The following is a 20,379-nucleotide window of genomic DNA, read 5'->3' as shown; positions in this document are numbered from 1 at the left end:
CCGGTCCTAGCGCATCACGTTGGGCAGGAAGGTGGCGATCGGCGGGAACATCAGGATCAGCAACCCGCCCAGTACCATGGCCACGATATAGGGCATGACGCCAAGGAAGATCGCCGTCAGCGGGATCTCGGGCGCGACCGATTTCACGGTGAAGACATTCATGCCGATGGGCGGCGAGATCAGGCCCAGCTCGATGACGATGATGACCAGGATCCCGAACCAGATCAGATCGACCCCCAGCGCCGACAGCGCCGGCAGGAAGACCGGGATGATCAACAGCAGGATACCGATCGATTCGAAGACCATCCCCAGAAGCACGCAGATCGCGCAGATCAGCAGCACCAGCCCCACCGGCCCCAGCCCCCAGGCCGTCACCGCCGCCTGCAACGCATAGGGCATGCCGGTCAGGTTGATGAATTGCGCCAGGATCAGCGCCGAAAAGACGATGGCGAAGATCATCGCCGTGGTGGTGACCGTCTCGGAGAACACCGCCCAGAGGCTGGCGCGGTCCAGAAAATGCCCGCGCGCCACGCCGAACAGGAAGGCGCCCGCGCAGCCCACGCCCGCCGCCTCGGTCGGGGTGAAGATGCCGCCATAGATGCCGCCGAGGATCACCCCGAACAGGATGATTACCGGCCAGGTGGAATAGGAGGCGCGCAGCGTCGCCCGCAGGCCCATCGCCTCGCCCCGGGGGCCGATGCCGGGCCGCAGCCAGGTCATGATCACCACCGCCAGCATGAACAGCCCGACCAGCATCAGCCCCGGCAGGATCCCGGCGATGAACAGCTGGGCGATATCCTCGCCCGCGACGATGCCATAGATCGCCAGAGGGACCGAGGGCGGGATCATGATGCCCAAGGTGCCGCCCGCGGCGATGGTCCCGGCGGAAAAGCCGTCGTTGTACTTGAACTCGCGCATGGTCGGCACCGCGACCCGGGTCATGGTCGCCGCCGTGGCCAGCGACGAGCCGCAGACCGCCGCGAACCCGGCGCAGGACAGGATGCCCGACAGCGCCAGCCCGCCCCGGAAGCGCCCCATCCAGGCGTAGGAGGCGGCGAACAGGTCGCGGCTGATCCCCGAGCGGTGGATGAAGGCGCCCATCAGCACGAAAAGCGGGATGATGGTCAGGTTGTAGTTGGTCGCCGTGTCGACCATCCATTGCGAGGACACCGCCAGCGCCGCATCGAAGCCGCGCAGATAGGTCAGGCCGAAAAAGCCCACGGCCAGCGTGGCGAAAGCCAGCGGCACGCCGATGAAAGCCAGAAGAAGCAGCAGCGCGAAGCCCGTCAGTGCCAAGGTCATCCCGGATCAGCCTGTCATTCAAAACTTTGGGGGGAATGGGGCGGCGGCGCCCGCCGCTCGTCCCGCATCGAGGCCAGCACACCGACGACCCCCAGAAGGGCCAGCAACGCCATGATGGCGACGATCCAGATCATCGGCACCCGCAGCACCACGGTGGTTTCGGGGTATTCGGTCAGGTCCCACAGCCGCCAGCCCAGAATGCCGACGATGGCGCCCGAGCCGATCAGCGACATGACATCGAAGATGGCGCGATACCCGCGGTTGAAGCGCTTGAGCAGAAAGGGCTCGAACAGCGAGACATTCACATGCCCCCGGTCACGCCCCACCGCGAAGAAGCCGCAAAAGGCCAGCACGCCGAACAGCAATTGCGTCATCTCGGCAGAGCCGAAGATCGGATGCGCGAAGAAATAGCGCATCACCACCTCGGCGCAGGTCACCAGGATCATCGCCACGAGGCACAGCGCCCCGAGTACGACCGTCACCTTGCGGATCATCGGCTTTTCCTCCTCCGGCCGACGAAGGGCGCCGCCCGGGCGCCCCTCAGTTTCTCAGCGCCCGGGGATCACTCGGCCGAGGCCGCCTCGATCTCGGCGCGGACTTCCTCGACCAGCGCGCGGCCGTCGATGCCGTAAGCGCTCTGCACCGCCGCCGCCCATTGCGTCAGAACCGCGTCCGAGGCGTTGTGCATGGCCTCCAGGATACCCGGATCGACCGGCGCATAGGTCACGCCCGAGGCTTCGAGCTGCGCGCGCATCACCGTGTCGGCCTCGGCCGCGGCGGCGCCCATCCGTTCGGCAAAGGCCGAGCCCGAATATTCCATCACCGCGGCCCGCTGCTCGTCAGTCAGACGGTCGAAGGCGCGCTGGTTGAAGAACACGAGGAAGCTGGCCGACTGCAGCGCCGGCGACATGTCGAGGCAGGATTTGGTATAGGGCGCCGCGCCGAACGAGACGACCGTCTCCTGCGTCAGGCCGAAGATCGCGTCGACCGTATTGCGCGAAACCAGCTCCTGCACCTGCACCGCGGGCGAGGCGGTGATCGCCAGACCCATGTTGGCCATGGTCTCCGAGATGGTGCCGGGCAGCACCCAGACCCGGCGGCTCTGCAGATCCTCAAGGGTCGAGAGCGGCGTGTCGGTGGTGGAACACAGGATGTTCGGCCCCAGATGGAAGGCCGAGACGACCTCGACGCCGCGGATCCGCTCGACCGGGGCGAAATGCTCCTGATAATTCTCCCAGAACACGCGCGAGGTGGCGGCGGTGTCACCGAGATCGATGAACGGCATCTGCGTCAGCATCACGCCCGGGTAATTCTGCCCCAGAAAGCCGTTGAAGATGAAACCCGCATCGGCCACACCGTTGCGGACGGCATCGACGACACCCGGCGGCGGCGAGACGGATTGCGGGGTGAAGACAATGCGCACCTCGCCATTGGTGGCGGCGGCGATATCGTCCGACCAGGCGCGGAACACCGGCCAGCTGAAGTGGTTCGGCGGGAACAGGCTGGAAAAGGTCAGCTCGGTCACGGCTTGGGCCGAAACGGGCGCGATCAGCGCCGCGACGGAAAAGAGCGCCCCGAAAACGGGCGTGCGAATGGTCATCGTGTCCTCCCTTACACCGGCAGACCTGCCAGGCCCTTGGCGTAAACCCAAGCGCGCCAAGGAATCAATTGCACAGGGCCTATCGCGATACCGCTTCCTTATCGCTCATCATCGAGGCGACGCGGCGGCGGATGCATTGCGCGAAGGTATCGGCGGCGGGCGTCAGAGGATGACCGGCGCGGGTCATCAGGCAGATGGACAACGGTTCGATCGGCTCGCGGATCGGGATCTCGGCGATGTTCCAGGACTTCTTCAGGTCGTCCAGCAACAGGCCCGGGTAGGTCATGATCGCCCCCAGACTCTCGACCAAGGAGATGGCGCCGAAATAGCTTTCCGAGGTCGTCGTGGCATGGGGCGGCACGAAGCCGTTCTCGATGAAGGGCTTGCGGAACACGTCGCCCGGGCCGGTCGGCACGCCCAGCATCACCCATTGCGCATCGGCCAGTTCACCGATGGACCGCGCATGGCGATAGGGGGAATCGGCCGAGGTGACGACGATGATCGGCGAATAAAGCAGGTGCTCGACGTTGATTTCCCGCGCCATCCCGGCCGGTGGCGCCGGGCCGATGACGATATCGGTCCGCCCCTCGCGCAGGGGTTGCAGCGCGCCCGGAAACAGGCCCGAGGTGAAGCGCACGTCGATATCGGGATAGGATTTGCGAAAGAAGGTCAGCGCCCGCGGGATGATCCGCACCGCCGCCAAGGGCGACAGGCACACATGCACCGCGCCTTTTTGCTCGCCGCGAAGCTGCGCCACCTCATCTTCCATCCGCACGATTTCCGAGCTGATGGTGCGGGCGCGGGCCAGGATCCGCTCGCCGACCTCGGTCAGCCGCACCCCCCGCGAGGTGCGCACGAACAGCGACAGGCCGAGTTCGCTCTCGGCCTGGCGGAGGGCCTGGGTCAGGCCGGGTTGCGACCGGCCCAGCGCCTTGGCGGCGGCCCTGAGGCTTCCGTGATCGGCGATGGCGACAAGGGTCTGGATATGTTGGACACGCATGGCGATAAGCGAACATTATTGGTAGTGGAACTGCAATACTATTCGTGATTGCCCGCCCCCCCTAGGTTGCAGCCGTCAAGAGGGGGGAAGAGCATGGCAACGTTGACCTACGCGGTCACGGGGGTTGCAAGCGGGATCGGCGCGGAACTGGCGCAGGTCCTCAAGGCGCAGGGCCACCGGGTTCTGGGCTTCGACATCCGTGATACAGCGGCCAATCTGGACCGTTTCATCCCGCTCGACCTCAACGATCCGGTCAGCATCGCCCATGCGGTGCGGATCGTCGGCGAGCCGCTCGACGGGCTGTGCAACAACGCCGGTCTGCCGCCCCGTCTGGGGCTGGAAGAGACGATCCTGCAGGTCAATTACCTCGGCACCCGGGCCTTTACCGGCGCGATGATGCGCTGGTTCCGGCCCGGCGCCTCGGTGGTCAATCTGGCCAGCCGCGCCGGTCAGGGCTGGCGCGACGGGGTCGAGCAGGTCCGCCGCCTGAGCGAGATCCGCCGCCGCGACGACATCGCCCGCTTCATCGCGCTGGAGGGCATCGACGCCACGCGCTGCTACAACCTGTCGAAAGAGGCGGTGATCCTGTGGACCATCGCCGAGACCGAGGCGATGATCGCCCGCGGGTTGCGGATGAATTCGCTCAGCCCCGGCGCCATCGCCACCGGCATCTTCGGCGATTTCCAGAAGGCCTTTGGCGAGGTCGTGGCCCGCAACATCGCCCGCGCCGGCCGCCCCGGCACGCCGCGCGAAGTGGCCGAGACGGCGGCTTTCCTGCTCTCGCCCGCCTCGGGCTGGATCAAGGGCGCCGACATCGCCATCGACGGCGGCATGGGCGCGTTCAACCTGTCCGATGCGCTGGACCTGCGCCGCATCGGCCTGCGCCCGGAGGATCTGCAACCATGAACACCCGCGCCGCCATCCCCGCCGGGATCCCGGTCTCGACCCTCGATTATTACGCCGATGCGGCGATCCGCGATCCCTATCCGGTCTACGAGGAAATCCGCGCCCTCGGTCCGCTGGTCTATCTGGCGCAGCACGACCTCTATGCCGTGCCGAATTACGCCGAGGTCAGCCACGTCCTGCGCCATCCCGAATTCTTCTCGAACGCGCGCGGCGTCTCGCCCTTGCAGAAGGTCAACGACATCCTCGTCGGCTCGACCCTGAATTCGGACCCGCCGTCGCATGACCGCACCCGCGCCATCACCGCCGAGCCCCTGCTGCCCGGCGCGCTGGGCGTGGTCGAGGGCCGGATCCGCGAGGCCGCCGACGGGCTGATCGACACGCTTTGCCAGCGGGGGGAATTCGACGCGGTGAAGGATTTCGCCCGCTACCTGCCGGTGACCATCGTCGCCGAGCTGGTGGGCCTGCCGCCCGCCGTCGACAGCGAGCAGATGCTGACATGGGCCTCGGCCACCTTCAACCTGTTCGGGGACGAGAACCAGCGCACGCTCGAGGCCTATGAGAACCTCAAGGATCTGCGCGATTTCCTGCGCGAATACGGGCGCCCGGAAAAGCTGAAGGACGGCGGCTGGGCCAAGCGGATCTTCGAGGTCGGGCCCGAGCGCGGCATCTCCTACGAGACCTGCGCGCAGCTGATGCGCGACTATATCAACCCCTCGCTGGACACGACGATCTCGACCTCGGGCCAGCTAATCAAGCTTTTCGCCGAGAACCCCGGCGAATGGGCCAAGGTCCGCGCCAACCCCGATCTGGTCAACAACGCCATCGAGGAAGCCGTGCGCATCGCCGCCCCGGTGCGCGGCTGGACCCGCTATGTGGCGCAGGACGCGGAACTGGCCGGGCATCTGCTGCCCGCTGGCTCGCGCGTGCTGGTGATGTTCGCCGCCGCCAACCGCGACCCGGTGAAATACCCCGACCCCGCCCGCTTCGACGTGAGCCGCGACGTGCATGACCATGTGGGCTTCGGTCAGGGCGTGCATATGTGCATGGGGATGCATCTGGCCCGGCTGGAAATGCAGAGCCTGGTCCATGCCCTGCGCCGCCGGGTCGAGGGGTTCACCCTGACCGCCCCGCCGGTCATGGCGCTGAACAACACGATCAGCGGCTATCAGTCGATGCCGGTGCGGGTGACGCTGGGGGCCGAGGCCTCGGCCCGCCCCGAGGCGCAGGCGGTGGAGAACCCCTGGCTCGACCTGACGATCGCCCGCCGCCGCCCGGCCGCCACCGATATCATCGCGCTGGAGCTGGTCTCGGCCGATGGCAGCCCCCTGCCCGCCTTTGACGCCGGGGCGCATGTCGATGTCTACGTGCAATCCGGTCTGATCCGACAATATTCGCTGACCGGCGACCCCGCCGACCGCAGCCGCTACCGGCTGGGGATTCTGCTGGACCCGGCCTCGCGCGGCGGTTCGTCAGCGATCCACGCCCGCTTTGCCGAGGGGCAGCAGATCCGCGTCGGCCGCCCGCGCAACCATTTCCCCCTGCAGGACGCCGATCACACGATCCTCTTCGCCGGCGGGATCGGCATCACGCCCATGCTGGGCATGGCCCATGCGCTGGAGGCCCGAGGCGCCTCGTGGGAGCTGCATTATTGCGGCCGCACCCCCGACCGGCTGGCCTTTGCCGAGGAACTGGCAGGCTTCGGCGACAAGGTGCAGCGGCATGTGGACAGCGGGCCGGACGCGCAGAAACTCGACATCGCCCGCGTGCTGGCCGGACCCGGGGCCGGGCGCCACCTCTATGTCTGCGGGCCGAATGGTTTCATGGATTTCGTCACCGAATCGGCCACGACGCAAGGCTGGGACAAGGCGCAGGTCCATCTCGAACGCTTCGGGGCCGAAGTGAACACCGACGGCGCCCCGTTTACCGTGGTGGCCCAGCGATCGGGCAAGAGCTTCGAGGTGGCGCCGGGCGAGACCATCGCCCAGAAGCTGGAGGAAAACGGGATCGCGGTGCAGGTCTCGTGCCAGTCCGGGGTCTGCGGCACCTGCGTGACCCGGGTGCTGGAGGGGATGCCCGACCACCGCGATCTGGTGCAGACCGATCTGGAGAAGGCCGCGAACCGCACGATCACCGTCTGCTGCTCGCGCTCCAAGACCAAGACGCTGGTGCTGGACCTCTAGCCCAGCGCCGCCTGCCGCAGCGCTTCGACATGCGCCTCGGCGAAGGCCTCGGGCGACATCAGCCCGCCGGTAAAGACCAGCGGGATGCCGAACAGCGTCCCGTTGGGCGAGCGCACCGCCACCGCGACGGCCGAGAGGTTATCGGCCGCCACCGTCTCGCCCAGATAGGGGTAAAGCCGCTTGCCATAGCCCCGGGCGCGGGTCGCCTCGATCTCGTCGTAGAGCCGCGCCTTGGTCATGTTGAACCGCTCCAGCCCGAAGACCGCATCGCCCCGGGTCCGTTCGATCAGATGCTCGACCATCGAGGGCGGGCAGAGCGCGAGGCAGGCCTGACCCGAGGCCGCGCCGAACACGTTGAAGCGCCGGTCGACCACCCCCGGGACCATGAAATGCGGGCTGAGCGGCCGGGTCGTATCGACGAAGCGCATGCAGAGGTCATCCATCACATGCAGATCGCAGGGCCATTTGATGCGCCGGGTCAGCGCCGCCAGCCGCACCATCAGCTGATCGACGAACCGCTGATCCTCCAAGGACAGCGCGTCGACCAGCGCGGTGCGGGACATGATGTTCACCCGGTAGCGCCCGTCCGCCATCGAGCGGCGGACGAAATTGCGTTCGACCAGCGTGGTCAGCAGGCGGCGGGTGGTGGTGATCGGCAGATCGGCGTCGCGCGCCACCTCGCTCAGCGTGCGCGGCCCGAAGCGCGACAGGCATTCCAGCACCGTCAGGCCCCGGTCGAGCGATCTGTTCTGCTCCGCATCGGACATGGCCCGCCCTCCCGCCGCTTTCGGCGCGCCGGGTGTTTACCGCTCTGCGGAAAGCCTGTCAAATCGCGTTGCCTGTTCCCCGCCCGCTTGGAAGAAACCCCACAAGGGCCGCTTCCCTCCGGCAGGGAGATCCGAGACGCCTGAAGGGGGAAGACGATGGCCACCAAGAACATCCTGTTCATCATGTTCGATCAGCTGCGCTGGGATTACCTCAGCTGCGCCGGACACAAGACGTTGCACACGCCGCATATCGACCGGCTGGCCTCGCAAGGCGTGCGGTTCACCAAATGCTACGTGCAATCCCCGGTCTGCGGCGCGAGCCGCATGAGCACCTATACCGGCCGCTATTCCAGCAGCCACGGCGCGCAATGGAACGGCTATCCGCTCAGGGTGGGCGAGATGACGCTGGGCGACCATCTGCGCGCCAACGGGATGGACTGCTTCCTGTTGGGCAAGACCCATATGAAGGCGGATCTGGAGGGGATGGCGCGGCTAGGCATCGACCCGGACAGTAAGATCGGCCGCCGGCAGGCGGAATGCGGCTTTGACGCGCATATCCGCGATGACGGGCTCTGGCCCGAGGGGCCGGAGGGGTTCTATGACCCCAAGCCCTCGCCCTACAACGCCTATCTGAAGTCCAAGGGCTATCAGGAAGACAACCCCTGGAACATGAACGCCAATGCCGGGCGGGATGAGGACGGCTCCATCGCCTCGGGCTGGTTCATGCGCCACGCCGACAAGCCCGCCAATATCCGCGAGGAAGACAGCGAAACCACCTGGCTGACCTCGGAAACCATCGACTTCATCCAGAACGCGGCGCCCGACACCCCCTGGTGTGCCCATGTCAGCTATATCAAGCCGCATTGGCCCTATATCGTCCCCGCCCCCTATCACGCGCTCTACGGGCCGGACGACGTGCAGCCGGTGAACCGGTCGGACAGCGAGCGGGTGGATCCGCACCCCGTCTACAAGACCTTCCACAGCAACCTGATCGGCCGCGCCTTCCACCGGCAGGAAGTCCGCGACAAGGCGATCCCGGCCTATATGGGCCTCATCAAGCAATGCGACGACCAGATGGGGCGCCTTTTCGCCTGGCTGGAAGAGACCGGCCGGATGAAGGACACGGTGATCGTCATCACCTCGGACCATGGCGATTATCTGGGCGATCACTGGATGGGCGAGAAGGACCTGTTCCACGATTGCTCGGCCAAGGTGCCGCTCATCATCTACGACCCCAGCGCCGAGGCCGACGCCACCCGCGGCACCACCTGCGACGCGCTGGTCGAACAGATCGACCTGACCGCCACCTTCATCGAGATGGCAGGAGGCGAGGTGCCCTCGCATATCGTCGAGGGACGCTCGCTGCTGCCCTTCCTGCACGGGCACAAGCCCGAGGAATGGCGCGAGGTGGCGATCAGTGAATACGATTACGCCGTGACGCCGATGCGGGCGACGCTGGGCGTCCGGGATCAGGACGCGCGGCTTTACATGGTCACGGACGGCCGCTGGAAGCTGATGCATTCCGAGGGGCCGGGCCATGGCGCGATGCTCTTCGATCTGGTGAACGACCCGGGTGAGCTGACCGATCTGGGCCGCGACCCGGCCCATGCGGCGGAACGCGCCCGGCTCTACGCGCATCTGCACCGCTGGGCGCTCAGGATGAACCAGCGCGTCACCCGATCCGCGGCGGATATCGCCGGCATGCGCGGCCGCAGCCGCCGGCGCGGCATCCTGCTGGGGGTCTACGACGAACACGAGGTCGAGGACGACCTGACCCGGCATCTGCAGGGCAAGGCGAAAGAGGATTTCGTGTCCGGCCGCTGATCGGCCGAGGGCATGCGAAACGGGAGGATGACATGGCAGGCACCGCGGATTTTCTGACGGATGCGGATCTCACGCGCATCGAGCGCCTGATGGAAGCGCTGGACCGCTCGGGCGTCGACTACATGAAGGTCGATTTCGGCGAGTTGCAGCTGACGCTGGGCAAGGGAGCGCCGCTGGCGCCCCGGACGCCCCCGGTTTCGGCGCCAGCCCCTGCCCCGGCAGCGGCCGTGCGGGCCGCCCCTGCCCCTGCGCCTGCCCCGGCCCCCACCGCCTCGGGCGAGGTGATCGCCGCGCCGCTGATGGGCCGTTACTACGCCAAGCCCGAACAGGGCGCCGCGCCCTTCGTGCAGGTCGGGGATATGGTCACCAAGGACACGACCATCTGCCTGATCGAGGTGATGAAGACCTTCACCTCGGTCCCCGCGGGCATGGCCGGCCGGGTGGTCGAGGTGCTGGTGGCCGACGAGGCGGTCGTGGAATACGGCCAACCCCTGTTCCGTATCGAAAAGGCCTGAGCCCATGGCCATCCAGCGGGTCCTCATCGCCAACCGCGGCGAAATCGCCGTGCGCATCATCCGCGCCTGCCGGGCGCTGGGCATCGAAACGGTGCAGGTCGTCTCGGACGCCGACCGCGACAGCCTCGCGGCAAGACTGGCCGACCGGACGCTCTGCATCGGCCCGGCGGAATCGGCGAAAAGCTATCTGCAGATCGAGACCCTTCTGATGGCGGCCTCGGTGACGGGATGCGACGCGGTGCATCCGGGCTACGGCTTCCTGTCGGAATCCGCCGATTTCGCCCGCCGCTGCGCCGAGGAAAAGCTGACCTTCGTCGGCCCCACGCCCGACAACATCACCCGCATGGGCAACAAGATCGAGGCCCGGCGCGTGGCCCTCGCCGCCGGGGTCCCGGTGCTGCCGGGCTCGGAAAAGGTGGCCTCGGCCAATGAGGCGCTGGCCAAGGCGCGCGAGATCGGCGCGCCGGTGATGCTGAAGGCCGCAGCGGGCGGCGGCGGGCGAGGGATGAAGATCGTCCATGACCTCGGTAAACTGGCCGAGACCTTCCAGGCGGCCTCGGCCGAGGCGAAGGCGGCTTTCGGCGACGGTTCGATGTATGTCGAGCGTTATGTCGCCAAGGCCCGGCATGTCGAGGTGCAGATCCTGGCCGACAGCCACGGGACCGTGCTGCATCTGGGCGAGCGGGATTGTTCCTCGCAGCGCCGGCATCAGAAGATGGTCGAGGAAGCCCCCGCCCCGCAACTCTCCGACACCCTGCGCCAAGGCTTGCAGCAGGCCGCCGTCGCGCTGGCCCGGGCCATCGATTACGTCGGCGCCGGGACCGTGGAATTCCTGGTCGATGCCGAGCGCGAGGGCTTCTATTTCCTCGAGGTCAACACCCGCATCCAGGTCGAGCATCCGGTGACCGAGATGATCACCGGCATCGACCTGGTGCAGGAACAATTCCGCGTGGCGAACGGCGAGCGGCTATCGTTCTCGCAACAGGACATCCGCTTCACCGGCCACGCCATCGAGGCCCGGGTGAATGCCGAGAGCCCGGCGCAAGGCTTCCGTCCGACCCCCGGGCGCATCACCGGCTGGACCCCGCCCGAGGGGCCGGGCATCCGCGTCGATTCGCATTGTTACGAAGGCTACCGGGTGCCGATCTTCTACGATTCGATGATCGCCAAGCTGATCGTCCACGGCCGCGACCGGGCCGAGGCGCTGGCGATGATGGAAGGTGCGCTGGCCGGATTCGAGATCGGCGGGATCGAGACGACGATCCCCTTCGTGCAGCGCATCGTGACGGATGCGGCCTTCGCGCGGGGGGATGTGAGCACGGTTCTGGTGGATCGGTTGATGGCGTCGTGAGGGCGGATGGTGGGGTGAAACCCCACCCTACGGGCGCCCTGGAGGGTGGGATTTCATCGCACTTTGTGTGGCCGTCAATGGTGCGTGCGAGCACGCACCCTACGGGCGGTGGGATGGCGTTCCGAAGCGGGGTTGCATGGTGGGGTGGAACCCCACCCTACGGGGCGGGATATCCCTGGATCCCGTAGGGTGGGATTTCATCCCACCTTGCGTTCCATCCCGTAGGGTGCGTGCTTGCACGCACCGCCCCCTCACCCCCGCTGCAACACCAGCGCGTCATCCCCCCGCCGGATCTCCAGATGCCGCAGGCTCTTGCAGGCCCCGAACCGCTCGATCACCCGTGAAATCACCGGATCGGCCCCGGCATACTGCCGCCAGGGCCCCGCCGCCCGCATCGCCTCGATATCGCCGCTCTGGCCCTGCATCATCGCCCGGAGCAGCATCTCCTCGTCCGAGACATTGGCCCCGCCGTAAAGCGCCCGCGCCTCGGCCAGCGTCATCTCGCGCTGGGGGGTGGTGTCGGTCTTGGCGGCCAGTTCCTTGCCGCGCGGGTTTTCCAGCAGCCGGTCGCGCAGCCCCTCGTCCATGTCCTGATAGCCCGAATCCTCGCCATAGCGCCCCCGCGCGAACAGGAGGAGTTCATCCAGCACCACCTTGTAACGCTCGCCCGCCTGCACGTTCAGCGCGGCCTGGGTGCAGACATATTGCGAATGGGGCGTAATCATCACCGGGTAACCCATGTCGGCGCGGACCCGCACCGTTTCCTCGATCACCTCTTCCAGCCGGTCCTGCAAACCGATGCTGGCCAGCTGATGGCGCAGGTTGGAAATCACCCCGCCCGGGATCTGGTGCACATACTGCGCCGCGTCATAGGCCGAGGGCGCGCCCAAGGGCATCCCGTCGATCCGGGCGAACTCCATCAGCCGGTCCGAGACCGATTGCACCCGGTCCAGATCCAGCCCCACCGCATGCCCGGCGGATATCGCATTCCGCGCCGTGCGCAGGACCGAGGGCTGGGCCGAGCCCTCGGCCAAGGGCGGGATGCCGGTGTGCAGCGTGGCGATCCCCAGCTCCAGCGCCGCGGCATAGACCATCGGCGCCTCGCCCGTGGTGCAATGCGAATGCAGCTCGACCGGGATCGTCCCCGCTTCCTCCAGGATCGCGGGCGCAATCTCGCGCAGCCGGTCGACGGTCAGAAGCCCGCCCGCGTCCTTGATATAGATGACCTCGGGCTTCCAGGCCGCCACCTCGCGCGTCTTGCGGCGGAAATGGTCGACAGAGTGGCGGGGCGAGAGGGAATAGCAGATGCCCGGCACCACCTCGATCCCGATCTCGCGGTAGGCGCCGAACAGGTCGGCGAAATCGCGGGCGATCTGGTCCTGGGTGTTGCTCATCAGCTGGGCCCGTTGCAGCGCCCCCAGCTCGTAGAGGCGCTTGAAGAAGAGTTTCCCCAGCACCAGCGGCGTCGGCGCCCCGAAAAGGTTGAGGTTCAGCGTGCTGGCCATGCAGGCCTTGGTGGTGTTGGGCATGAGGTCCGCCAGCCGGGCCATCAGCCGCCACGGGTCCTCTTTCAGGTCCCGCACCAGCTTCTTGAAATAGATGGCATTTCCCGGAACCTCGATGACCCGGAACCCGGCGCGGTCCATGTCGCCCGCGACCGCCTCCATCATCCCCGACCGCATGCCGCTGGCCCAAAGGCTCTGCGAGCCGTCGCGGAAGGTCGTATCGACGAAATGAACCTGCATGGAGCCCTCCCCTGATTGTCGCCCCCAGCCTAGCAGCCAGGCGCCCGGGCCGAAGCGCCAAGCCACGGCTTTGCCGCCTGGCGGCAAGCCCGCGCGCGCCCGTGTCGCGGGGCGGCCGCCGGTCCTAGGATCGGGCGGCAACAGGGAGGGGTATCATGCGGGTCATCGTCACGGGCGCGGCCTCGGGGATCGGCCGGGCCATCGCCGAACGGTTGCTGGCGGACGGACATCAGGTCGTCGCGCTGGATCTGCGGCCGGTCGGTCTGCCGGGGGCCGAGTGCCACGCGCTGGATCAGGGCGATCCGGCCAGCATCGACCGGGTGCTCTCGGCCATCGCCGGGCCGCTGGACGGGCTGGTCAATTCCGCGGGTCTGCCGCCCCGGCCGGGCAATGAGGCGCAGCTCCTCCGCGTCAATCTGCTGGGGCTGAAACACCTGACCGAGGCCGTGCTGGACCGCCTGACCCCCGGCGGCGCGGTGGTCACCATCGCGTCCCGCGCGGGGCACGCCTGGCGGGAGAACCTGACGCAGGCCAGGGCCGCGCTGGCGCTGGGGTGGCATGACGATGTGGCGGGCTTCTGCGCGCGCGAGGGCATCGACGCGCTGCGCGCCTATGCCCTGTCGAAAGAGGCGCTGATCCTCTGGACCCGGCAGAGCGCCGCGCCGCTGATCGCCCGCGACCTCAGGATGAACGCCCTCTGCCCGGCAGCGGTGGAGACCCCGCTGCTGGAAGATTTCGCGCGGCTGCAGAGCGCCGAGTCCATCGCCCGGAACGCCGCACGGACCGCCCGCAGGGGCCGGGTCGCGGATATCGCCCCGGTCGCGGCCTTCCTGCTCTCGCCCGAGAGCGGCTGGATCAAGGGCGAGGCGCTGGCCCTTGACGGCGGCCTCTCGGCGATGGCCGAGTGCGAGGCGCTGGGTCTTTGACCCGAAGGAGACCCCGGATGACCCCTAGCCCCTTCACCCTGCAGATCCCCGAGGCCGAGATCCTTGACCTCAAGGCCCGCCTTGCCCGGACCCGCTTTCCCGATCAGGCGCCCGGTACGGGCTGGACGCAAGGCACCGACCTCGCCTTCATGACCCGCGCCATGACCCATTGGCGCGAGCGCTACGATTGGCGCCAGACCGAGGCCGCGCTGAACGCGCTGCCGAATTACCGCCTGACCATCGACGGGCTGGACCTGCATTTCCTGCATGTGCCGGGCAAGGGGCCGGACCCGCTGCCGCTGCTGCTGTCGCATGGCTGGCCGGGGTCGGTGCTGGAATTCCTCGACCTGATCCCCCGGCTGACCGATCCCGCCGCCTTCGGGGGCGATCCGGCGGATGCGGTGACGCTGGTTGTCCCGTCCCTGCCCGGCTACACGCTCTCTTTCGCGCCGAACGGGCCGCGCTACGGGATCGAGGAAATCTCGACCCTGTTCCTGCGGCTGATGACCGAGCTTGGCCATGAATGCTTCGCCGCGCAGGGCGGCGACTGGGGGTCGTTCGTCACCGCCCGCATGGCCCATGACGCGCCCGAGCGGCTGATCGGCATCCACCTCAACATGACCGCGCTGCCGATCAATCCCGCGACGATCGAAAACCCGACCCCGGACGAGGCCCGCTACGCCGCCGAGATGCAGGTCTTCGCCGCGCAGGAGACCGGCTATCAATGGATCCAGGGCACCAGGCCCCAGACCCTGGCCTATGCGCTCAGCGATTCCCCGGCGGGCCTTGCCGCCTGGATGTTCGAGAAATTCCGAAGCTGGACCGATTGCGGCGGCGAGGTGGAAAGCGCGTTGTCCATGGACCGGATGCTGGGGCTGATCTCGCTCTATTGGTTCACCGGCTGCATCGGGTCGTCGTTCCATCCTTATGTCACCCGCCGCCAGCGGCCCTTCCCCATGCCCCGGCCGATCACGGTGCCGACCGGCGTTGCCGCCTTCCCGCGTGAGATCATCCGCCCGCCGCGCTCGCTGGTCGAGCGGCTCTATCCCGACCTCCGGCACTGGACCGCGATGCCCCGGGGCGGCCATTTCGCGGCGATGGAACAGCCCGAGGCGCTGGCAGCGGACATCCAGACCTTCCTGCGGCCCCTGCGCCGTACCGGCCTCGCGCCTTAGGCAGAGGCGACACCTGCCCGGGCTGGAGCCCGCTGCGGCCCTGCGCTAAGGTCCGGCAACAGCGGGCGGAGGCGGGCGTGGCCGAAGGGCAGATGGCGCAGGTGGTGCTCAGGGACGGCGGGGTCAGCGTGACCCTGCTGAGCCGCGGCGCCGCCATGCAGGACTGGCGGGTGGACCTGAACGGCCGGCCCGAGCCGGTGATCCTGGGCTATGCCGATCCCGCCGCCTATGCCCGCAACCGCTGGTTCATGGGTGCCATCGTCGGCCGGGTGGCGAACCGGATCGGCGACGCGCGCTATCCCCGGCAGGGCGGGCCGCAGCTTTTGCAGGCCAATGACGGCAAGCATCTGCTGCACGGCGGCGCGGGCGGGCTCTGGGCGGTGGACTGGCTGCTGGAACCCGACGGCCCGCAACGCGCCCGCTTCACCCATCGCTCGCCCGATGGCGCCATGGGTTTCCCCGGCGCCGTCACCTTCACCGTCACGGTGACGCTGAGGGATCACGCCGTCACCTGGGACATGCAGGCAAGGGCCGAGGCTGAGACCCCGATCTCGCTGGCCCAGCACAATTACTACGCGCTGGCGGGCGGCGGGATCGCGGGGCAGCGCCTGCGGCTGGACGCCGACCGGGTGCTGGACCGCGACGCGGCGGGGATCATGACCGGCGCCATCCATCCGGTCGATGGCGGGCCGCTCGATTACCGCAGGGCCCGCCCGCTGTCCCCCGCCAAGGCCCCGGCCGACGATTTCCTGCTGTTCGCCCCGACACGGGACCCGGCGCTGCCGGTCGCGGAACTGAGCGCGGGCAATGGCTTGCGGCTCAGGATGTGGTCCGACCAGCCGGGCGCCCAGCTCTATACCGGGCACGGCATGGGCCCCGCCGGGGGCGGCCTGCCCGGCCGTCCGCTGGCCCCCGCCGCCGGTCTCTGCATCGAGCCCTCGGGCTATCCCAATGCCCCGAACCGCCCCGGCTTCCCCAGCATCCTCTGCGGCCCGGAGCGCCCCTATCGCCAGCGCCTGACGGTCGAGATCGCCCCGGTCTGACCGTCGCGAAACCGGGCCCGCCCTGCGGCAAACCACCACAGGGGCGATTGCATCCCCCGCCCCGAAGTGATCGACTGCCCCCGACCGCGCAGGATGCGGCCGCCGGACGATCTGCACCGACTCACCATGCCCGATACCCTGCGTCCCGAGGCGCCGCCCTCCGCCTTCGCCCCCTTCGCCAACCGCCGCTATCGCGGCTATTGGCTGACCGGGCTGGCCGGAAACTTCGGCTGGCTGATCCAGAGCGTCGGCGCCGCCTGGCTGATGGCCCTGATCGGCGGCAGCCCGTCGATGGTCGGGCTGGTGCAGACTTCGATCGCCGTGCCGATGATGCTGTTCGCGCTGCCCGCGGGCGCCGTCGCCGACGCTTTCGGCAAGCGCACCATCATCATCTGGGCGCAGCTGGCGCTGTTCCTCGTCTCGGCCGTGCTGGCAATCGCCGCCTATCTGGACCTGCTTTCACCGTGGTCGCTTCTGGCCTTCACCTTCCTGATCGGCAGCGCCAAGGCGATGAGCCATCCGGGCTGGCAGAGCATGGTCTCGGAAATCGTCGAACGGGCGCAATTGCCGCAGGCCATCGCGCTGAACTCGGTGGGCTTCAACCTGGCGCGAACCATGGGCCCGGCGCTGGGCGGCGTGCTGGTAGCGACTGTCGGCGCCTTCGCCGCCTTCGCCGTCAATGCCGTGGCCAACCTCTGGGTGGTGTTCGTGGCCCGTGGCTGGCCCGCGGGCGAGCGCAAGGCGGGCCTGCCGCCCGAACCCGTGGGCGCCGCGATCCTGGCCGGGCTGCGCTTCGTCGCGCTGTCGCCCAACATGCTGGTGGTCATGGCGCGGGGCGCGATCTTCAACTTCGCCGGCATCTCGGTCATGGCGCTGATGCCGCTGGTTGCCCGCGACCTTCTGGGCGGGGATTCGCGGACCTACGGCCTGCTTCTGGGCGCCTTCGGCCTCGGCGCCGTGGGCGGCGCCTTTGCCGCCAACCGCCTGTCGCGGCGCCTCAGCCCCGAATGGCGGGTGCGGGTGGGTTTCGGGTTCTTCGCGCTGGGCACCTTCGGGCTTGGGGAAAGCCAGTGGCTCTGGCTCTCGATCCTTTCGGCGATGCTGACCGGGGCCTGCTGGCTGGTCACGCTGTCGACGCTCAACACCACGGTGCAGATGTCCTCGCCGCGCTGGATCGTCAGCCGCTGCCTGGCGCTTTACCAGACCTCGATCTTCGGCGGCAGCGCGGCCGGGGGGCTTCTCTGGGGCCTGATCGCCGATCACGGGTCGCTCAGGCTCAGCCTGACCGTCTCGGCCGTGGTCATGGGCCTTGGCGCCGTCGCCGGGCTGGTCCTGAAACTGCGCGATTTCGACGCCGCCACCGTCGATATCCACGCGCCCTGGACCGCGCCCGAGACCCGGCTCGACATCCTGCCGAAAAGCGGCCCGATCCTGTGCGAGACGCAATACCGCGTGCCCCTCGCCAATGAGGAGGCCTTCCTCGCCGCCATGGCCGAAAGGCGGCAGGCCCGGCTGCGGCGCGGCGCCCGGCGTTGGACGCTGTCGCGCGACATGCTGGACCCCGAGCTCTGGACCGAGCGGTTCAAGACCGCGACCTGGCTCGACATGCAGCGCATGCATCTGCGCCGCTCGGTCTCCGAGGCGCAGATGAGCGAGCGTCTGCGCGCGCTGATCGACCCGTCGGTACCGCTGCGCCTGCATTACCATCTGGTGCGCGATCCGGCGGTCGAGGCCCGGCCCGAGGATGGCCATATCCGCCCGCCGGTGGAATCCTGAGCCTCAGTCCAGAAGCGCCAGCACCCTCTCCGGCGCCGCCACATGCACGTTATGGGGCAGCCCGTCGAGCAGCAGCGCCCCGGGGTCGATGGCCCGCATCTGCGCCAGCGTCACCATCGGATCGCCCGAACCCGCCGTCATCCGCAACGGCACCTGCACGCCCCGCAGGATCGCCTCGATCGAGGGGCCAACGGCGCCGAAGACCCCGGGCGCCATGGCCAGGGTGAAGCCGCCCTCGACCGCCCGCACCCCCCGCGCCAGCGCCGGGGCGCCAAGCGAGACAAGGCCAAGCAAGCCCGACACCTTGGCATGACGCTCGCGGGCCTCGGCCTCGGTAGCAAAGACCTTGCCCGGGCGGGCGGCCATGGCCTGCGCCCCGGCGATCTCTTCGGCGCTCCAGACCTGCTTGACCCCCAGCGTCACCAGCCGCGCCGGGGGCGGACCAAAGAGCCCCCCGGCCCAGAGCGCCCCGACCACGCCCCCGAAGGAATGCCCCAGCACCGTGACCTGCGAGGGATCCTCCGCCGCCAGCAGCCGCGCCAGATCGGCGGCATGGACGCCGAAGCCGTAGGGCCCCTCGGCGGGGGATCGCCCGTGCCCCCGGAAATCCGGCGCGATCCAGCGGTGGCCCTGCGCCTCGATCCCGGCCGCCACGCCGTGCCAGACGGCCCCGGTCGCCCCCAGCCCGTGCAGAAGCACGATCAGCCGCGCGCCCTGCCCGCCCCGTTCCGCGTATAGCCCCGTCATGCCGCCCCCCTTGCCGTACCGGGGCGACTATGGCGCGACGCCAGCGCAGCGGCAACGCCCGGCAGAGCGCCTCAGGCGATGTGGATCGTCTTGACCTCAAGGTAATTGTCCAGCCCCTCCGGCCCCCCTTCGCGGCCCATCCCGCTTTCGCGGTAGCCGCCGAACGGGTGCTTCGGATCGACGATCAGGCCGTTGATGGTCAGGCCCCCGGTCCGCATCCGCTGCGCGAAGCGGAAGGCGCGTTCCACGTCCCGCGAATAGACCGCGCCGTTCAGGCCATAGCGCGTGGCATTGGCCTTTTTCACCGCGTCTTCCTCGTCGTCATAGCCGATGACCGAGACGACCGGGCCGAAGATCTCCTCCTGAAAGATCTTCATGTCGGGCGTCACGTCGCTGAAGACCGTGGGCTCCAGATAGAAGCCCTTGTCCAGCCCCGCCGGCCGCTTGCCGCCGCAGGCGAGCGTCGCCCCCCCGGCCCGCCCGGCGGCGATGTACCCCTCGACCCGCTCGCGCTGGCGGGCCATGGCCAAGGGCCCCATTTGCGTCGCCGGATCGCCCGGATCGCCCACTTTCAGCGCCGTCACGGCCGGCAGGAACAGGTCCAGGAATTCGTCCTTGCGGCTGTTCGGCACCAGAAGCCGGGTCAGCGAGAAACAGACCTGCCCCGAGATCGGCATGGAATAGACCATGAGCGAGGGCAGCGCCTTCTGGAAATCCGCATCCGGCAACAGCACCGCCGCCGACTTCCCGCCCAGTTCCAGCGAGACCCGCGCCAGCCGTTCGGAACAGACCTTCATGATATGCTTGCCGACGGCGGTGGAGCCGGTGAAGGCCACCTTGTCCACATCCCGGTGGCGGATCAGGTGGTCCCCCGCCTCGCGCCCCGCCGGGACCAGGTTGAAAACCCCGCGCGGCAGGCCCGCGGCCTCGATGCATTCGGCGAGGATATAGGCCTCCAAGGGTGTCTCGGGCGAGGGTTTGGCGACCATCGTGCAGCCCGAGGCCAGCCCCGCCGCGATCTTGTAGGTCAAGAGCACCATCGGCGCGTTCCAGGGCGAGATCGCCGCGCAAACGCCCACCGGCTCGCGCAGCACCCGCACCGCGCCGCCATCGTCGCGCTTGCGGTCATCGCGGAACGGATAGGTCTCGATCAGCTCGGCGTAATAGCGAAAGAGGGTCGCATTCTGCGGCACCAGCTTGCGGGTCAGGCTGATCGGCGCCCCGACCTGCCGGGTCCAGGCCCAGGCGATTTCCTCCAGCCGCGCCTCGATCAGGCTTGCCACCCGCCGCAGATAGGACGCGCGCTCCGACGGCGCCATCCGCGGCCAGGGCCCGTGATCGAAGGCCGCCCGGGCGGCGGCGACGGCGCGGTCCATGTCGTCGGGCTGGGCCTCGGGGTAGCGGACGATCACCTCCTCCGTCACCGGCGAGACGACTTCCAGCATTGGCCCGTGCCGGGGCCGGACCCATTCGCCATTGATGAAGAAACTGTCGGGGGCCTTGAGGGGCTGGGTCATGGGCT

At 68.4% G+C, this 20,379-nt stretch carries 17 protein-coding genes; 9 read left to right on the top strand and 8 right to left on the bottom strand.

What is annotated here, in order from left to right:
* Window positions 1-6: 6 nt before the first annotated feature.
* The 4 genes from DDE23_RS05805 to DDE23_RS05790 form a co-directional block, all read right to left on the bottom strand.
* On the bottom strand, window positions 7-1,302 hold the full coding sequence (locus DDE23_RS05805; protein ID WP_107750545.1) for a TRAP transporter large permease: 1,296 nt from the start codon (window positions 1,300-1,302) through the stop codon (window positions 7-9).
* A gap of 14 nt (window positions 1,303-1,316) precedes the next feature.
* Window positions 1,317-1,796 carry a TRAP transporter small permease gene (locus DDE23_RS05800; RefSeq protein WP_107750546.1) on the bottom strand — a complete coding sequence of 160 codons (480 nt, stop codon included), beginning with the start codon at window positions 1,794-1,796 and terminating at the stop codon, window positions 1,317-1,319.
* A 68-nt stretch (window positions 1,797-1,864) separates the two neighbouring features.
* Window positions 1,865-2,902 (bottom strand): TRAP transporter substrate-binding protein DctP, encoded by a 1,038-nt coding sequence (gene dctP / locus DDE23_RS05795; protein ID WP_107750547.1) that lies wholly within the window; start codon window positions 2,900-2,902, stop codon window positions 1,865-1,867.
* 79 nt (window positions 2,903-2,981) lie between these two features.
* Complete coding sequence (locus DDE23_RS05790) at window positions 2,982-3,902, bottom strand: LysR family transcriptional regulator (protein WP_107750548.1); 921 nt, start codon at window positions 3,900-3,902, stop codon at window positions 2,982-2,984.
* A gap of 93 nt (window positions 3,903-3,995) precedes the next feature.
* Between DDE23_RS05790 and DDE23_RS05785 the strand changes: the two genes are divergently transcribed.
* Entirely contained in the window at window positions 3,996-4,808 is an 813-nt protein-coding gene (locus DDE23_RS05785) for a coniferyl-alcohol dehydrogenase (protein ID WP_238149911.1), read from the top strand.
* Window positions 4,805-6,988, top strand: coding sequence for a cytochrome P450/oxidoreductase (locus DDE23_RS05780; RefSeq protein ID WP_107750549.1), 2,184 nt, complete (start codon window positions 4,805-4,807; stop codon window positions 6,986-6,988). Before DDE23_RS05785 ends, DDE23_RS05780 begins: the two co-directional genes overlap by 4 nt.
* Here DDE23_RS05780 and DDE23_RS05775 read toward each other — a convergent pair.
* The gene (locus DDE23_RS05775; protein ID WP_107750550.1) at window positions 6,985-7,755 is read right to left on the bottom strand and encodes a helix-turn-helix domain-containing protein; all 771 of its coding nucleotides are present in this window, start codon (window positions 7,753-7,755) and stop codon (window positions 6,985-6,987) included. The two genes, DDE23_RS05780 and DDE23_RS05775, sit on opposite strands and share 4 nt — an antisense overlap.
* A gap of 156 nt (window positions 7,756-7,911) precedes the next feature.
* Here DDE23_RS05775 and DDE23_RS05770 point away from each other — a divergent pair, with 156 nt between their 5' ends.
* Genes DDE23_RS05770 through accC form a run of 3 tightly spaced genes read left to right on the top strand, consistent with a single transcriptional unit; the run spans window position 7,912 to window position 11,445 of the window.
* Complete coding sequence (locus DDE23_RS05770) at window positions 7,912-9,579, top strand: sulfatase-like hydrolase/transferase (RefSeq protein ID WP_107750551.1); 1,668 nt, start codon at window positions 7,912-7,914, stop codon at window positions 9,577-9,579.
* 32 nt (window positions 9,580-9,611) lie between these two features.
* A complete protein-coding gene (locus DDE23_RS05765; protein ID WP_107750552.1) occupies window positions 9,612-10,094 on the top strand; it encodes an acetyl-CoA carboxylase biotin carboxyl carrier protein in 483 nt (160 codons plus the stop codon).
* A 4-nt stretch (window positions 10,095-10,098) separates the two neighbouring features.
* Window positions 10,099-11,445, top strand: a complete 1,347-nt coding sequence (gene accC, locus DDE23_RS05760; protein WP_107750553.1) for an acetyl-CoA carboxylase biotin carboxylase subunit — start codon at window positions 10,099-10,101, stop codon at window positions 11,443-11,445.
* A 251-nt stretch (window positions 11,446-11,696) separates the two neighbouring features.
* Here accC and DDE23_RS05755 read toward each other — a convergent pair whose 3' ends face one another.
* Window positions 11,697-13,190, bottom strand: a complete 1,494-nt coding sequence (locus DDE23_RS05755) for a hypothetical protein (RefSeq protein WP_107750554.1) — start codon at window positions 13,188-13,190, stop codon at window positions 11,697-11,699.
* Between the two features lie 155 nt (window positions 13,191-13,345).
* Between DDE23_RS05755 and DDE23_RS25695 the strand changes: the two genes are divergently transcribed.
* The 4 genes from DDE23_RS25695 (at window position 13,346) to DDE23_RS05735 (ending at window position 18,110) form a co-directional block, all read left to right on the top strand.
* Entirely contained in the window at window positions 13,346-14,116 is a 771-nt protein-coding gene (locus tag DDE23_RS25695; RefSeq protein WP_107750555.1) for an SDR family oxidoreductase, read from the top strand.
* Between the two features lie 17 nt (window positions 14,117-14,133).
* The gene (locus tag DDE23_RS05745; protein WP_107750556.1) at window positions 14,134-15,291 is read left to right on the top strand and encodes an epoxide hydrolase family protein; all 1,158 of its coding nucleotides are present in this window, start codon (window positions 14,134-14,136) and stop codon (window positions 15,289-15,291) included.
* A 77-nt stretch (window positions 15,292-15,368) separates the two neighbouring features.
* Window positions 15,369-16,334 carry an aldose epimerase family protein gene (locus DDE23_RS05740; RefSeq protein ID WP_107750557.1) on the top strand — a complete coding sequence of 322 codons (966 nt, stop codon included), beginning with the start codon at window positions 15,369-15,371 and terminating at the stop codon, window positions 16,332-16,334.
* A 126-nt stretch (window positions 16,335-16,460) separates the two neighbouring features.
* Window positions 16,461-18,110 (top strand): MFS transporter, encoded by a 1,650-nt coding sequence (locus tag DDE23_RS05735; RefSeq protein ID WP_157957976.1) that lies wholly within the window; start codon window positions 16,461-16,463, stop codon window positions 18,108-18,110.
* Window positions 18,111-18,113: 3 nt separating this feature from the next.
* Here the strand turns inward: DDE23_RS05735 and DDE23_RS05730 are convergent, their stop codons facing one another.
* On the bottom strand, window positions 18,114-18,857 hold the full coding sequence (locus DDE23_RS05730; RefSeq protein ID WP_107750559.1) for an alpha/beta fold hydrolase: 744 nt from the start codon (window positions 18,855-18,857) through the stop codon (window positions 18,114-18,116).
* Window positions 18,858-18,928: 71 nt separating this feature from the next.
* Window positions 18,929-20,374: an aldehyde dehydrogenase gene (locus DDE23_RS05725; RefSeq protein WP_107750560.1), complete on the bottom strand. Its 1,446-nt coding sequence runs from the start codon at window positions 20,372-20,374 to the stop codon at window positions 18,929-18,931.
* Between the last annotated feature and the right edge of the window lie 5 nt (window positions 20,375-20,379).

The sequence above is a fragment of the Pararhodobacter aggregans genome (assembly GCF_003075525.1).
Classification (GTDB): domain Bacteria; phylum Pseudomonadota; class Alphaproteobacteria; order Rhodobacterales; family Rhodobacteraceae; genus Pararhodobacter; species Pararhodobacter aggregans.
Note: the sequence above shows the minus strand (reverse complement) of the source record. Positions and strands in the feature narration are given on the sequence as shown.